A 13,385-nucleotide genomic window follows, 5' to 3' on the forward strand; every position below is an offset into this window, starting at 1 on the left:
GAAACATTAAGCTTTCTTCCTCAATTCAAACAAATTGATATTGCTAAACGTGCTCTACTATAAAAACAACAAAGCACTTATTTCGCTGCTAAACACGATTAAAAGCAAAGTATCGCTAAGCCGCTCCAGGGAGGAGTTAGACGCGGTTATTTCCGAGCTGAAATCGTTTCCCGGTGGTTACCAATTTAAAACAAAAGTCTACTGGGCTATTTTTACCGGCTTATTATTAGCAACAACGGTATTCGGTTACTGGGACTGGTCACAACGTCAGTATTTTCAGCAAAGTACCTGGATTATTATTGCCATTGGTGGTTTGTTAACGGTGCTTGCCGGTATTACCGCCTATTATCCGCATCATCTGATGTCGAAAGTGTCCCATGCTTTATTGCAGCGCGACGGTCTACTCGACAATAACCTAACGTCGGTAAGTTTTAACGGTAAGGCTACCGCTCACCGGTTTCAGCAACGCTTTAGCGAGTTTCACCGGGGCAATTACAGCCGTGAAATTAAAGAACTGTTTAAAGGCAGTTACCAGGGCGAGGAATACTCGTTTGACTACCATTACTACCATTTTCACTACGTCGATGAGCGTATCGTTACCGAAACTTACACAGACAGTAACGGCCGGGTTAGAACGCGTACTCGGCGCGAATACGATCATTATGATCGTTATGGTCTGATTTTGCCTTTTAGTTTACTGCGTAATTTTGCGGTTATTGGCTTTAACCTTCCTGGGGCAGGTAAGGCAACTTATAAGCCTGCGTCTAACCGTTTTAATAAGGTATTTAAAGTTATAGCGGCGAGTGAAATTGAAGCGGCTAAAGCCATGAAACCAACGGTTGTTGTCGCGTTTGAAGAACTTAGCAATGTATTATCAAAAATAAACTTCGAGGTGAATGACGAGGCCGATTTATGCTTGTCCTTTGCCGACAAAGATCTTATTGCAACACCCAACAAAGTAAAAATTAGCGAATTTGACGCCTTTATTGAGGCGTTAGAAGGCGAACAGGAATTTGAAAAACTAAGAGCGGCACTGAGTCATGTTTATTATGTAATGACTAAACTGGACAGTAATTTTTAGGAGCAGACAAATGACTGGAATATGGATAGCGGTTGGTATCGCGGTAATTTTGGTGATAGCTATTATTGCCATTTATAACGCCATTATTAACAGGGCGAATGCCGTTGAACGGGCTTGGGCAAACGTTATTACGCAAGAGCGCCAGAAGAATAAAATCATTCCGCATTTAGAGGATGTGGTAAAAGATTACAAAGAGTTTGAACAGGGAACACTGACTAAAGTCACCGAGCTTCGCAGTGCGCTACAGGGCTTAGATAGCGGGAAAGTTGATACCACAAAACTGGAACAGGCTGAAGCAAAAACGGGTGAGTTACTAAAGAGCTTAAATGTCACCGTTGAAAATTATCCTGAATTGAAAGCGTCAGAAACCTATCAGAAACTCATGCGCGAAATTACCGACCAACAGGAAAACATTGGGGCGGCGATTCGTATTTTTAACCAGAACGTTGAAGACTTTAATAACGGTATTGAAGTTTTTCCGAACTCGCTGGTTAATGCCATGCTGAATCGTAAGGAAAAAATAAAAACTTTCTCTGACTCACAAGCCGAAGAAGGTTTTGAGTATAAGCCCAATATTTAGTAGCACTGCGAGTAAAAGAACTGCAAATGGCGTTAGCGAATTTCTGAATTAATGCTAATTTTATGGTACTCAAAGCGTTAAAAAGGAAAACGGTATGAAGAAGTTAGCGTTATTAACGATAATGACCTCGCTCGCTTTAGTGGGCTGTGAAAATATGAGTAATACCCAGAAGGGCGCAACCATTGGCGCTGTAACTGGTGCATTGCTTGGTAAAGGTACCGGCGACCACGATAAAAGCCGTTATATCTGGGGGGCGGCAGTTGGCGCATTAGCGGGTGGTGCTATTGGTTCCTATATGGACAAGCAGGAAGAAGAGTTCAGAGAAGAACTGGCAGATAGTGGTGTTAAGGTAATACGTGAGGGCGATAACATTCGCCTGCAGCTGCCAAGTAATATTACATTTGCCACAGGCAGCGCGACTATCTCACAGAGTTTTGATCCTGTGTTAGATGACGTGGCCAGAGTGCTGAAAAAGTATGAGAAAACCACCATGCTTATTCAGGGACACACGGACAGTACAGGCACCGCTGAATACAATCAGCAATTGTCGTTAAACCGAGCAAATGCTGTGCGTAACCATTTGGTGGGCAATGGCGTTGACACTCGTCGCGTGACAACCGAGGGATATGGTGAAAGTCAGCCAATAGCAGACAATGACACAGAAAGCGGTCGTCAACTCAATCGCCGCGTTGAGCTGCGAATTGTCCCCAATACCAAATAAGTTTCAGCAGTAACGTTTAACGCTGAAACTCCAGAATTTGATTATTTGCCGGCATAGCATGGGTGCTCTTCAATCTAAACCCCTGTTGTCCGGCAAGCTCTGCAATCCATTGTTTATCACGTATTCCCATTTGGCTGTCACGCGCTTTTAATGATTCATTAAATGAGCGGTTACTCTCACTGGTAAACTGACCGTTGTCGTTGAATGGTCCATAAATGCATAAAAGCTTTACCGACTTAAGGCTATTTCCCAAATGCTCAAACAGTGCTTTCACTCCTTCTTTAGGCATAATGTGGCAGGTATTGGCGGTAAATAAAGCATCGAACTGACCATCAGGGGCTGACTGAAACACATCAAACTCAAACGGCAAAGGCTGGTTTGGTACCCCTTCTTTTAAAATTCGGGCTTTTATGCCCGATAAATAGGCTGGCTGGTCACTTGCCTGCCATTTTAAATGAGGGAGTTGTCTAGCGAAGTAAACAGCATGTTGTCCGGTGCCACTGCCCACCTCCAAAACATGTGAAGCTTTAGCAAAAGCGACTTTCAGAACATCAAGTATTGGCTTTTTATTGTTTTCACAAGCTTGTGAGAAAGGCAATTCCATAAAATGTGACCCAGTTGTCGTCGTTAGTAACCGATACTCTAACAAAAAAGCGGGCTGTGTTTTACATCCAGGATTTCTTCAATGACTCAACCTGATGTAGCGTTTCGTCAATTAATGTATCACCGGAGATTTCTTTAATAAAAGGAATGGATTGGCCGCCACAGGCGAGCACAAAGCCGACAGTGCACAACTTGAAACGCCGCATAAACCAGCTTTGGTAAAATGAGGTTTGTTGAACTTTGTGAATGGGGAAGCAGCGATAATTAACGCCAATAAGACCTTTACGAATGTATATAAACTGATCGTCGCTTGCATAACCCCAGCGCTTCCAACGCAGCACAATAAGAGGAATAAGGAGTAAAAACAGGCTGCCGAAGCCAAGTGAAATTTCGTAGTAACCAAGGTAGCTAGCGGCAATGGCAGGTACAATCACCAACCAAAAGGCGATTAATAGATTACGAACCATAAGGCGCTTGCTTATCGGGTGAAAATTAATAGTGCCCATTTGATGTTTTGGCCAAGCGTCTGCGGCCAGTTCCTCTGCTTCTTTCAGAGTAACGGAAGGCACCATGATTTTTCCGCCCGCTGTAGAAGCGCTGTAACGTTCAATACTGGCATTGAGTTGCTCGAACTTCAGGTTCACACGCTGTAGCAGACGGTCAAGCCAGTTTTGTTGATACACGATCATCTGTAGTCGACGCAGTCGCATTGCCACTTCATGGCGAGTAAATAGACCGTTTCTACGAATGTAGCGGTCGCCGGATCGAGTCAGGCGAAAATCGTAAAAGGTAATAACCGAACCAACGACAGAAATTAGCGCTAGTAGCGCAATAATAATGAAGGTGGCCGAGGCTATAACCAGGATGTATTGCCACATAGCGTATTGAGTGGAGGACATGAGGGCTTCCAGATCGACACCGAAGCTTTCTATTCCTTCAATGACTTGTTCCGAAATCGAATTGAAAAAGGGCGCTAACGCACCTAAGACAATCCAAATACGGTTGCTTGCTAAACCGTGAATAATGAGATCTCTTACTGAACGAGTATTAAGAACAGCTTCTCGCTCTTCCTGCTGCTTTGATTCTGGCTGACTTTTAGTGTTGGTTTTGTGATCTTTAAACAGCAGTATTTCTTGTTTAAGCGCCTCGGCGACGGGTTTGGGAAGGGCGATGATTTTTGCTTCCGCCTTACTCGAACCAGCAGTGTCGAGCAGCATGCAGACGTGATCAGTAAAACGGTAATAAATAGGCTGCTCAAAGCGAATGTTTTGAATGCGCTCAAAGGGTAAATCTATGTGCTTCTTTTGAAAAACCCCTGAGTGAATTTGTGCTCGCTGCCCGGTAATTCGGTATTGGTAAAAGTAAAATTTAACCAACGCACTAACAGCAATAAACACCAAAACCCCGGTGACACCAACAATAATAGAAATAATATTGTCTGCCAGCTTCTGGTATCCAATGACGAATGCCGGAATTAAATAAACGAAGTTACTGGCGGTATTTTTAATAAACTGAATAGCAAAATAAATAATCGCGACGGGTGACAGTTTTAGCCATTTATCGCGATACTTTTCTGTCGAATTGTTAATACCGATTATTTGCTCGTTATTCATTGGCCGCAATATCACCATGCTCAAGTATATACTGACGTAGTTCGCGGGCTTTTTCTTCGGGTAAGCCCGGAATAGCGAACGTATGCATAGCGCCGCCGGCACTGAATACCTCTAAAGAGGCAAGCCCAAAGTGACGATCGATTGGCCCATGTTTTAATTCAACGTGCTGTATTCGCAAGATGGGTTGACTGATAATTGACTTAAAAATAACGCCGCTTTTGTAACTTAAGTCATGCTCTCGCAACGCATAGCCTTTTATTTTGTCGCCAATAACGCCGTAAACGGATAGCAATAGCCCTAATGAGGCAATAGCAATGAGTAAGCCGGGAATTGCTTTTTGCATAGGGCTGGGCAGTTCAAACCAAGGCTGCCAGTAAACAACAACCAAGGCGACTAAAATCACAAGCCAAAGCAGTAAGCGACAAAGTAAGTTAACTTTAACGTAGGCAGGGCTTAACGGTAAAAATTGTTGTTCACGAGCTTTAGGAAGGCTGCTGCTTTCGATTGTCTCGTTTGAAAATGAACTGGTAGACATGACAGGCTGCTTGTTATTGTTGTTGGAGCCTAAGTTAGCAAGCTTTTAAGTCTCCTTCTAGTGCCTGAAATGCTTTGATACAAATAAAAAGAGCGGCTAATTTGCCGCTCTTTTTAACACTAAGTGATTTCGTTATTTCTTCACTTGAAGGTCGTTTTCAATGTCTTTCACGCCCTCGACGGTAGAAGCTAAGTTTTCAGCGGTATCAATATCAGCGTCGCTTTCAACAAAACCTGACAGCTGAACAATACCGTTGTTGGTTTCAACGCTAATATTCATGCTGTTGAGGTTGTCGTCTTCAAAAATAACGGCCTTAACGCGTGTGGTGATGATAGAGTCATCGATGTAGTCACCCGCTTGATCTGCTTTTTCTTCAGCGTAGTCGCCAGCTTCCTGAGCTTCCTCTTTGGTTTTATTCCAGGCATCTTCAGACGTTTCTTTGGTTTCATTCCAAGCGTCTTCTGACTTTTCCTGAGCGTCGTCCATGGTTTCCTTTGCTTTTTGCTCAGCTTGCTCCATTTTACTCTCAACTTCAGACTCTGCTTTGTTTGCTTCTTGTTCACTACAACCAGACAGTGCTAGAAGCGACAATGGAATTAAACTTGCGAATAAAGCTGCTTTTACGTTTTTCATCACTAACCTCCAGTGTTAACTAAAATACTAACGCTATTAAATATAGGACAATAATTTACGTTTATGGTGCTCTTTACAGATGTTTTTCAAAATACCCACAAAAATTAAAGTGATATTCAATAAGTTGATTTAGCTCAATAACGGGTTTGCTGCGTTCTCATAAACTGATGAAAACAAAATAGGAGTATCCGTTATGAGTTTATGGCGAGAGTTTTTTAGTGACCCTGTTATCTTTATTTCTTTTAGTGGGCTGGCTATTGTTATTGGTATGTGTTTTTTCTACGCCATATTTTTTTACATAAAAATGGTGAAGGCGGAGAAAAAGCGCAAATAACCGTACCTATAACCGCATAAAGGAGAGTAATGAAATATATTTTTCAGGTGCGTATAAAAGACGGACACACAGCAGAAGACTATGCAGAGGCTTGGGTTAAAGCCAGTGAAATTATTCAGCGTGCTCCGGGCGCACGAGGCACCGAGCTCCACCGTAAAATTGGCGATGATAAAACACTGATTGCTATTGCATCCTGGGACTCGAAGGCGCAGCGGGATGCAATGGAAAACCAACACAACCCAGACGTCGCTGAGATTATTCGCGGCGCTGCGCCGTTTTGTGAGATTACGCCCTTAGGGGAGTTCGAAGATCCCGAGTGGGTTGTCTTACCGTCTGGAAAAACGACCTAAAAGTGCTACATATTTCAGATTTTGGTTAGCCAACCATGTGTATCTTCTGCTTTGCCCCATTGAATATCATTTAAGGCCTTGCGGAGCTTCAGTGTGGTTTCGCCTGTGTTGCCATTGCCGACTGAGAACTCCTGACCATCATGAATAAGAGTACCAACTGGTGCTAAAACGGCTGCCGTACCTGATAGAGCGGCCTCGCAGTTTGGTTTTGCTGCGCGCTCTAATAATTCTTCAACACTTAGTTCCCGCTCTGACACTGTCATTCCTAAGTCTTTAGCAATGGTGAGAATAGAGTCACGAGTGACGCCGTGCAAAAAGCTGGTATCCAGTGCTTTGGTTATGATTTCATTGTCATCAATTAGCAAAAAGTTTGCCGCACCGGTTTCCTGAACGTCGCCGTTTGGACAGAACAATACTTGGTCAGCATTGACAGAGGCACGCGCCTCTAAAATAGGCTGTAGTGCACTGGCATAATTACCACCACTTTTCACCATCCCCATGTGCGCCGCGCAGCGGGAGCCGTTTTCTTCCAGCAACAGTCGCAGTGCTTTATCGCCGCCCGAAAAGTAATCGCCGACAGGTGATAACAACACATAAAGCATTGAAGAATGTGTTGGAGAAGCGGCTTTACCAATTGCGGCTTCGGTGCCAATATGGGTTGGACGAATGTACATAGAGCCCGGCGGCGCAGGTACTTCGTCACTAAAGTGCTTAACGACATCGACAATCATTTTCTCAAGCATGGATTCGTCGAATGAGGGTAACGAGAGTAGCTCACTGCTCTGCTGCATGCGCTTCACGTTGCGATCCATGCGAAAAATATTAATGGAACCATCGTCGTGTCGAAACGCTTTTAGTCCTTCAAAACAGGTGCTGGCGTAATGTAAAACGTGGGCACCCGGGTGTAATTGAATGGCGTCGGAGGAAACCAGTTCAGGCGTGCTCCAGTTTGAGTTTTCAAACGCCGCCAACGTCATTTGCGGCATAAATACAGAGCCAAAAGCGGCCATAGATGAATCCTGTTTGAGTCAAAAAGTTGCGCAATAATATACCATAATTTTTAACAATTGGATGACACCGACGAGACAGGAGACATGTCCGCTTGTTTCAAAATCGCGGGTAATAATTTATCCTAAATAAGGTTCAACAAAGGTTTTCATGTATGTATTCACCTTCAGAAAGAGATAACCGTCCTCGATGATTAATATTTCTCAGCGCGTTGAAATTGCGGAAAGCGAAATAGAGTGGCAATTTATTCGCTCCAGTGGAGCTGGTGGACAAAATGTTAATAAAGTGGCTACCGCCGCACAGCTCATTTTTGATATCCAGGCGTCATCGCTGCCTGACTTTTATAAACAACGACTGCTTAAAAAGCATGACCATCGAATTACTCAAAGCGGTAAAGTCATTATTAAAAGTCAGGAAACACGAAGCCAGGCAAGGAATAGAGAGTTGGCATTAGAGCAACTGACTGAACTCATTCGCAGTGTTTCTAAAACGCAGAAGAAACGTATTCCAACTAAGCCAACTCGCGCCGCTAAAGAGAAGCGCTTGAATAATAAGAAGCAGCACGGCCAGAAAAAGGTGCTTCGCAAAAAGGAGTTCTAAGCACTAACATCTCTCGTCTCACCTGAGCAAGATATTCGGGCACATTCCAGTATAAGTTCCTTTAATTCGCATTGGCTGCAGTAGTCACAGCAACGGATGTCACTCGCGACAACTCGCTTTTCTAACAATAGATGTTTCAACTGCTCTTTGCTCATGGACAGTTGCAAACGTTCAGGTTTGTTCCTGCGCATGGTTTAGCTCCTCAAGTTGCTGAGTGTAGTGTCCAACACAGCGAGAGTGCTGACACCCGGTAATCAATAACTGGCAGCAGTAGCGGCACAACTCATTAATTTGTATGGAGTCCGTATTGGTGCGCCATTGTTGAAGTTGCCGGTTTGCACTTTCTTGTCTTTCCTGAGCGAGAAGCGGCTTATTAATCCGAATATAAACAGCGATGAGTAAAATAGACGCCGTCGTGTAGGTTTGTATTGCATTGGCTGTCAAAGCGGCTTCTTCTGCGGCGCAACGTGCATCTTCAATTGCTTCTAACAGCACCGAAGTGACGCTGCAATAGTTCTTCTGTTGTAGGTACTGGGTGGCTTTTTGCAGGTTTCCCTGACTGCTAAAGTAACCAGTGTAGGCATTTTTCATTTTTATCGCTTTCCCATTTTGTTGTTGCTGAAAATAAGTTAACGCAAATGATAACTGTTCGCAATAATGTTTTTTGTAAAGACTTTTTTAAACGATCAAAAGTGGCTTTTTCTGCGTAATACAGATAAGAGGTAAACTTTGAGGTCACTATGAAACACTATAAACAGAATGATTTAGCCCAAATGAAAGACAGGGATCGTGCCCGGTTTGTGAACTGTCTTTCTGGCTTTAAGAGTGCCAATGTTATAGGTACACGCGATCGGCGCCAGCAGGATAACCTGGCTATTGTGAGTTCGGTTGTGCACCTTGGAAGCAACCCGCCGTTTCTTGGCTTTGTCATGCGTCCACAGTCAGTGACAAGGCACACCTGGGAGAATATCGAGGAAAGTGGTGTGTATACTATTAATCATGTTGGCGAGAGCTTTTTTAAACAAGCCCATCAAACGTCAGCGCGCTATCCCAGAGAGCAGTCCGAGTTTGACGCTTGTGACTTGACCCCTGAGTTTATGGATGGGTTCCATGCACCTTATGTCGCTGAAAGTTCTTTGCGTATTGGTATGCAGTTGGTTGAAATTATTCCGATACAACACAACGACACGGCGCTTATCGTTGGCGAAGTGCGTTGGGTAGATGTGCAGGAGGATGCAGTGCAAAGTGATGGCTATATCGACATTGAAGGTCTCGGTACTATGACCATTTCCGGATTAGATGGTTACCACTTGACCTCACGGGCAGCACGCTTGTCATACGCCAAGCCCGACGAAGAGCTGCAGGAGCTGACAACCAGCGGTGAAGTTAAAGACTGATAATATCCGGTACTTTGCGGCTGTGTTTTTTAGTAACCCAGAATAGCAACAGGCCTGCTAAAGATAAGCCACAGCCAACCCAGCCGGTGCCTTGCCAGCTTAGTGGTGAAACAATAGCCAAGCCGCCAAGCCATGCACCAAGTGCGTTTGCAGCATTGAAGGCTGAGTGATTCAGCGATGCGGCTAAGGTCTGTGCTTCTCCGGCGACGTCCATAAGCCTAACCTGAAGAGCCGGCACAAGAGCCGCGGCACTACCCAGTAATAAAACCATTGGCATGATGCTCCAGATACTTTCAAGGGTAAACGGAAAAACACCTAACACAACCGCAGACCAAGCAAGCGAGCCACCTATCGTTAACTTAAGGCTTCTGTCCGCAGCCCAGCCTCCCACTAAACTGCCGGCTAGCGACCCGATACCATAAATAAGCAGTGCAACCGGTATCCAGTGGGGGGCGAGTCCTGTTGCGTTAATCAGCGTAGGCGCTATGTAGCTTAATACGGCAAACATCCCACCAAAACCGATGGCGCCAATTGCCAGGGTTAACCAAACCTGAGGATTCTGCAAGGCTTTCATTTCACCTCGGGCGGAGGTTCTTTGTTCGTTCGGATGTTGTGGCACAACAAGTGCAATCATAACCAATGCAACTAACCCTAACGTGCCAACGGTGTGGTAGACCGTGCGCCAGTCGATAAGCTGTCCCAGCCAGGTGGCAAGAGGGTTGCCGATCAAAATCGCAATGGTAAGGCCCATCATCACCATAGTAACTGCCATACCTCGTTGATTTCGGCGTACCATATCGGCGGCGACTAAACAGGCAATACCAAAATACGCACCGTGAGGCAGGCCAGTCAGAAACCTTAAAACTTGCAGCAAGAAGTAATTGTCCGCCGATGCACTGGCAAAATTACCAATAGCAAAAACAAATAACAGTATCAGTAACATAGGTTTACGCGGAAAGCGCGCGAAGAGGATAGTAATAAGCGGTGCACCGATAACAACACCTAATGCGTACAGACTGATCAAGTGCCCGGTTGTTCTCGTGTCAGTGCTAAAGTCGGCGGCAACATCGGGTAGTAACCCCATAATGACAAATTCACCAATACCAATAGCAAAACTACCAATAGCCATTGCAAAAATAGCCAGTTGAACTTGCGCTTTGGAAAACTGAGTCATGGGGCGGGCTATGTTCCTGTAGTGATACTCTTTAGTAAGAGTGCGCAGTTTAGCGAATGTGGCTACTATTGCAATTACTTACTGATAACTGTATAAATAACCAGTATCTGTAAACCTCAGCAAAGGACATAACCATGGCTGTAGTAACCCAATACGTAGTGATTCGCGATGGAGCCGAAAAAATGACATTTACCTCGAAAGCCGAAGCCGATGCACACGATAAAATGTTGGATATGGCAGAAGCGCTAACGCCGTTGATAGAGGGCAGCGAACTTTTTACTGACGATAAACAGCTTGAAGATATGGCGATGTTTTTAGCGAAAGAACGAGAAAATGTATTAATTGCTCTGGGCGCTAAGAAACCGAAAAAGCCGAAAGCGGAAAAAGCACCGACAGAGAAAGCTGACAATAAAGCAGAAAGTAAAGAGTCGACTAAAGCGGCGTAGCTTTGGTGCTTGTGAAGATTTTGGTAGTATAGCTGCCTCTTTCAAAGAAGTAATGGATAGGATCAGACTATGACGCAAGAAACGATTTACCACATTGGTACTCCGGGTAAGCCGTGGGGTGCAGAAGAAAAAGCGCAATGGTTAGCGGAGCAAACTCAAAAGCGTTCATATTTTGATGATGTCGTTAGTAAAATAGAAGCATTTAAAAACGATTTTGACGTTGAGCAATATGGTGAACTGGCTTATGAGAGCGCTACTTATCCGTTGTTCGCAGTGAAAACCAAGAGCTGGGACAGTAGTAAGCCAACGGTATTAGTCACTGGCGGTGTGCATGGCTATGAAACAAGTGGGGTTCATGGCGCGCTGCGTTTTATTGAAACCAAAGCCAATAGTTATGCCGAGGACTTTAATGTCGTTGTTGCGCCATGTTTAAGTCCATGGGGTTATGAAACCATTAACCGATGGAACCCGGCCGCTATTGATCCTAACCGTTCATTTGTTGCTGAGTCTCCGGCAGGTGAGTGCGCACATATTATGAAATATGTTGCTGGTTTGGACGTAGATATTTTGGCGCACATCGACCTGCATGAAACTACCGATACTGACAACAGTGAGTTCCGTCCGGCAAAAGCGGCAATGGACGGTACTGTGAACACCAACTGGAATATTCCTGACGGCTTTTATTTAGTCGGTAATGCAGAGAAGCCTTACCCTGACTTTCAAAAAGCGGTACTGGACTCTGTCGAGAAAGTCACACACATAGCCGACGCTGACGAAGAGAATAAACTGATTGGTGAAGATATTGCTCAACGCGGTGTTATTTTACTGCCAACCTCAAAGTTAGGGCTCTGTATTAGCTTCAGTAACGCCGAGTATGCTACGACAACAGAGGTTTATCCTGATAGCCCGAAAGCGACACCTGAGCAGTGTATTGAAGCTCAGGTGGCTGCAGTAACGGGTGGGCTGGATTTCTTAAAGTAAAGCCAGCTACCAGTAAAGTTATTAGCGCCGTGTCGCCGGACGCTTATGCTTCGGTGCGCGGCGTGAATTATTTGGGCGGTTGCCTCTTGGTTTTTGTATAGGCTCCGGTTTTATGCTTGGATCCGGTTCAAAGCCGGGAACCACTTCTTTCGGTATCTCATTTTTGGTCAGTTTTTCAATGTCGCGTAGCAACTTATGTTCGTCAACGCAAACTAAAGAAGCGGCTTCGCCTTCGCTGCCGGCACGGCCGGTGCGTCCAATGCGATGCACATAGTCTTCAGCAACTTGTGGTAGTTCAAAATTTATTACATGTGGTAATTCGTCGATATCAATACCGCGTGCAGCAATATCGGTTGCGACTAAAACACGTAACTTCCCTGCTTTAAACTGCGCTAAAGCTTTGGTTCTGGCGCCCTGACTCTTATTGCCGTGAATAGCCATTGCTGGTAAACCGTCGTCGCTAAGTTGAGTCGCCAAACGATTAGCCCCGTGCTTGGTTCGGGTAAAGACTAATACTTGTCGCCAGTTTCTGCTGCCAATTAGGTAGCTTAGTAACTCACGTTTGCGTTTCTTATCAACCGGATAAACGCGCTGCTCGATTGTATCAGCAGTGGCATTTTGGCGAGCAACTTCCACCAGTTTAGGTTGGTGCATAAATTGTTGAGCTAATGCTTTTATTTCTTTTGAGAATGTCGCAGAGAACAGCAGCGTCTGGCGCTCTTCAGGAATTAATTTCATAACTTTTTTAATGTCATGAATAAAACCCATGTCTAGCATGCGATCTGCTTCATCAAGAATAAGCACATCGATTTTGCTTAAATCAACCGTGCCCTGACGGCTATGGTCAAGCAAGCGTCCGGGGGTTGCTACTAAAATGTCGACACCTCGACGTAACGCATTAATTTGTGGGTTGATACCAACGCCACCAAAAATGACCAATGATTTAAGGCCTGTGTATTTTGCGTAGGTGTTGAGGTTATCCTCAACCTGAGCTGCTAACTCACGTGTCGGTGTTAATATTAACGCTCGAATAACAGGCTTACCTTCTGTCTTCGTCGAAGACAAGTTATGCAATAAAGGAAGCGTAAATCCTGCTGTTTTCCCGGTTCCGGTTTGCGCTGCTGCCAGTAAGTCATGACCTTTCATTACGGTCGGAATGGCTTGCTCTTGAATCGGGGTAGGGGTGGTGTAACCGCATTCATTTACGGCTCGTAAGATATTGTCGTTCAGTCCTAGTGACTGAAACGAGTTCTGATTTTGTTCTGTGGACATGAAGCTCCGGGAATTGTTTTAAGTAGGTATCACAGTTGCTGTGACTTTCCCTGCACT

Annotated in this window: 17 protein-coding genes; 9 read left to right on the top strand and 8 right to left on the bottom strand. The window is 44.8% G+C overall.

The window, feature by feature from the left end; translation table 11 throughout:
* Window positions 1-49 precede the first annotated feature (49 nt).
* The 3 genes from CWC33_RS10450 (at window position 50) to CWC33_RS10460 (ending at window position 2,382) form a co-directional block, all read left to right on the top strand.
* A complete protein-coding gene (locus CWC33_RS10450; protein ID WP_232709795.1) occupies window positions 50-1,081 on the top strand; it encodes a hypothetical protein in 1,032 nt (343 codons plus the stop codon).
* A gap of 10 nt (window positions 1,082-1,091) precedes the next feature.
* Complete coding sequence (locus CWC33_RS10455; protein WP_100691869.1) at window positions 1,092-1,661, top strand: LemA family protein; 570 nt, start codon at window positions 1,092-1,094, stop codon at window positions 1,659-1,661.
* Between the two features lie 94 nt (window positions 1,662-1,755).
* Window positions 1,756-2,382, top strand: a complete 627-nt coding sequence (locus tag CWC33_RS10460; protein ID WP_100691870.1) for an OmpA family protein — start codon at window positions 1,756-1,758, stop codon at window positions 2,380-2,382.
* 16 nt (window positions 2,383-2,398) lie between these two features.
* On the opposite strand, the gene CWC33_RS10465 is transcribed toward CWC33_RS10460, so the two are convergent.
* The 4 genes from CWC33_RS10465 to CWC33_RS10480 form a co-directional block, all read right to left on the bottom strand.
* A complete protein-coding gene (locus CWC33_RS10465; RefSeq protein WP_100691871.1) occupies window positions 2,399-2,986 on the bottom strand; it encodes a DUF938 domain-containing protein in 588 nt (195 codons plus the stop codon).
* Window positions 2,987-3,047: 61 nt separating this feature from the next.
* Complete coding sequence (locus CWC33_RS10470) at window positions 3,048-4,598, bottom strand: PH domain-containing protein (protein WP_100691872.1); 1,551 nt, start codon at window positions 4,596-4,598, stop codon at window positions 3,048-3,050.
* Window positions 4,591-5,133 carry a PH domain-containing protein gene (locus tag CWC33_RS10475; RefSeq protein ID WP_100691873.1) on the bottom strand — a complete coding sequence of 181 codons (543 nt, stop codon included), beginning with the start codon at window positions 5,131-5,133 and terminating at the stop codon, window positions 4,591-4,593. The genes CWC33_RS10470 and CWC33_RS10475 overlap by 8 nt, the downstream gene beginning before the upstream one ends.
* Window positions 5,134-5,265: 132 nt before the next feature.
* Window positions 5,266-5,766 (bottom strand): BON domain-containing protein, encoded by a 501-nt coding sequence (locus CWC33_RS10480; protein WP_100691874.1) that lies wholly within the window; start codon window positions 5,764-5,766, stop codon window positions 5,266-5,268.
* A gap of 193 nt (window positions 5,767-5,959) precedes the next feature.
* Here CWC33_RS10480 and CWC33_RS10485 point away from each other — a divergent pair, with 193 nt between their 5' ends.
* Both CWC33_RS10485 and CWC33_RS10490 read left to right on the top strand, forming a co-directional pair.
* Window positions 5,960-6,100: a DUF3149 domain-containing protein gene (locus CWC33_RS10485; RefSeq protein WP_100691875.1), complete on the top strand. Its 141-nt coding sequence runs from the start codon at window positions 5,960-5,962 to the stop codon at window positions 6,098-6,100.
* Between the two features lie 29 nt (window positions 6,101-6,129).
* Window positions 6,130-6,450 (top strand): antibiotic biosynthesis monooxygenase family protein, encoded by a 321-nt coding sequence (locus CWC33_RS10490; RefSeq protein ID WP_100691876.1) that lies wholly within the window; start codon window positions 6,130-6,132, stop codon window positions 6,448-6,450.
* A 14-nt stretch (window positions 6,451-6,464) separates the two neighbouring features.
* Here CWC33_RS10490 and CWC33_RS10495 read toward each other — a convergent pair whose 3' ends face one another.
* A complete protein-coding gene (locus CWC33_RS10495) occupies window positions 6,465-7,460 on the bottom strand; it encodes a branched-chain amino acid aminotransferase (RefSeq protein ID WP_100691877.1) in 996 nt (331 codons plus the stop codon).
* Window positions 7,461-7,647: 187 nt separating this feature from the next.
* Between CWC33_RS10495 and arfB the strand changes: the two genes are divergently transcribed.
* The gene (arfB, locus tag CWC33_RS10500; protein WP_100691878.1) at window positions 7,648-8,058 is read left to right on the top strand and encodes an alternative ribosome rescue aminoacyl-tRNA hydrolase ArfB; all 411 of its coding nucleotides are present in this window, start codon (window positions 7,648-7,650) and stop codon (window positions 8,056-8,058) included.
* Window positions 8,059-8,229: 171 nt separating this feature from the next.
* On the opposite strand, the gene CWC33_RS10510 is transcribed toward arfB, so the two are convergent.
* Window positions 8,230-8,649 carry a hypothetical protein gene (locus tag CWC33_RS10510; protein WP_100691880.1) on the bottom strand — a complete coding sequence of 140 codons (420 nt, stop codon included), beginning with the start codon at window positions 8,647-8,649 and terminating at the stop codon, window positions 8,230-8,232.
* A 149-nt stretch (window positions 8,650-8,798) separates the two neighbouring features.
* Between CWC33_RS10510 and CWC33_RS10515 the strand changes: the two genes are divergently transcribed.
* On the top strand, window positions 8,799-9,455 hold the full coding sequence (locus CWC33_RS10515; protein ID WP_100691881.1) for a flavin reductase family protein: 657 nt from the start codon (window positions 8,799-8,801) through the stop codon (window positions 9,453-9,455).
* Here the strand turns inward: CWC33_RS10515 and CWC33_RS10520 are convergent.
* A complete protein-coding gene (locus CWC33_RS10520) occupies window positions 9,445-10,629 on the bottom strand; it encodes an MFS transporter (RefSeq protein WP_100691882.1) in 1,185 nt (394 codons plus the stop codon). The two genes, CWC33_RS10515 and CWC33_RS10520, sit on opposite strands and share 11 nt — an antisense overlap.
* Window positions 10,630-10,763: 134 nt before the next feature.
* Here CWC33_RS10520 and CWC33_RS10525 point away from each other — a divergent pair, with 134 nt between their 5' ends.
* Complete coding sequence (locus CWC33_RS10525) at window positions 10,764-11,075, top strand: YebG family protein (protein ID WP_100691883.1); 312 nt, start codon at window positions 10,764-10,766, stop codon at window positions 11,073-11,075.
* A 69-nt stretch (window positions 11,076-11,144) separates the two neighbouring features.
* Window positions 11,145-12,056 (top strand): M14 family metallopeptidase, encoded by a 912-nt coding sequence (locus CWC33_RS10530; RefSeq protein ID WP_100691884.1) that lies wholly within the window; start codon window positions 11,145-11,147, stop codon window positions 12,054-12,056.
* A 21-nt stretch (window positions 12,057-12,077) separates the two neighbouring features.
* Here CWC33_RS10530 and CWC33_RS10535 read toward each other — a convergent pair whose 3' ends face one another.
* Window positions 12,078-13,328 carry a DEAD/DEAH box helicase gene (locus tag CWC33_RS10535; RefSeq protein WP_100691885.1) on the bottom strand — a complete coding sequence of 417 codons (1,251 nt, stop codon included), beginning with the start codon at window positions 13,326-13,328 and terminating at the stop codon, window positions 12,078-12,080.
* Window positions 13,329-13,385: the final 57 nt, after the last annotated feature.

Origin of the sequence: Idiomarina sp. X4 (genome assembly GCF_002808045.1) — a bacterium.
Classification (GTDB): Bacteria; Pseudomonadota; Gammaproteobacteria; order Enterobacterales; family Alteromonadaceae; genus Idiomarina.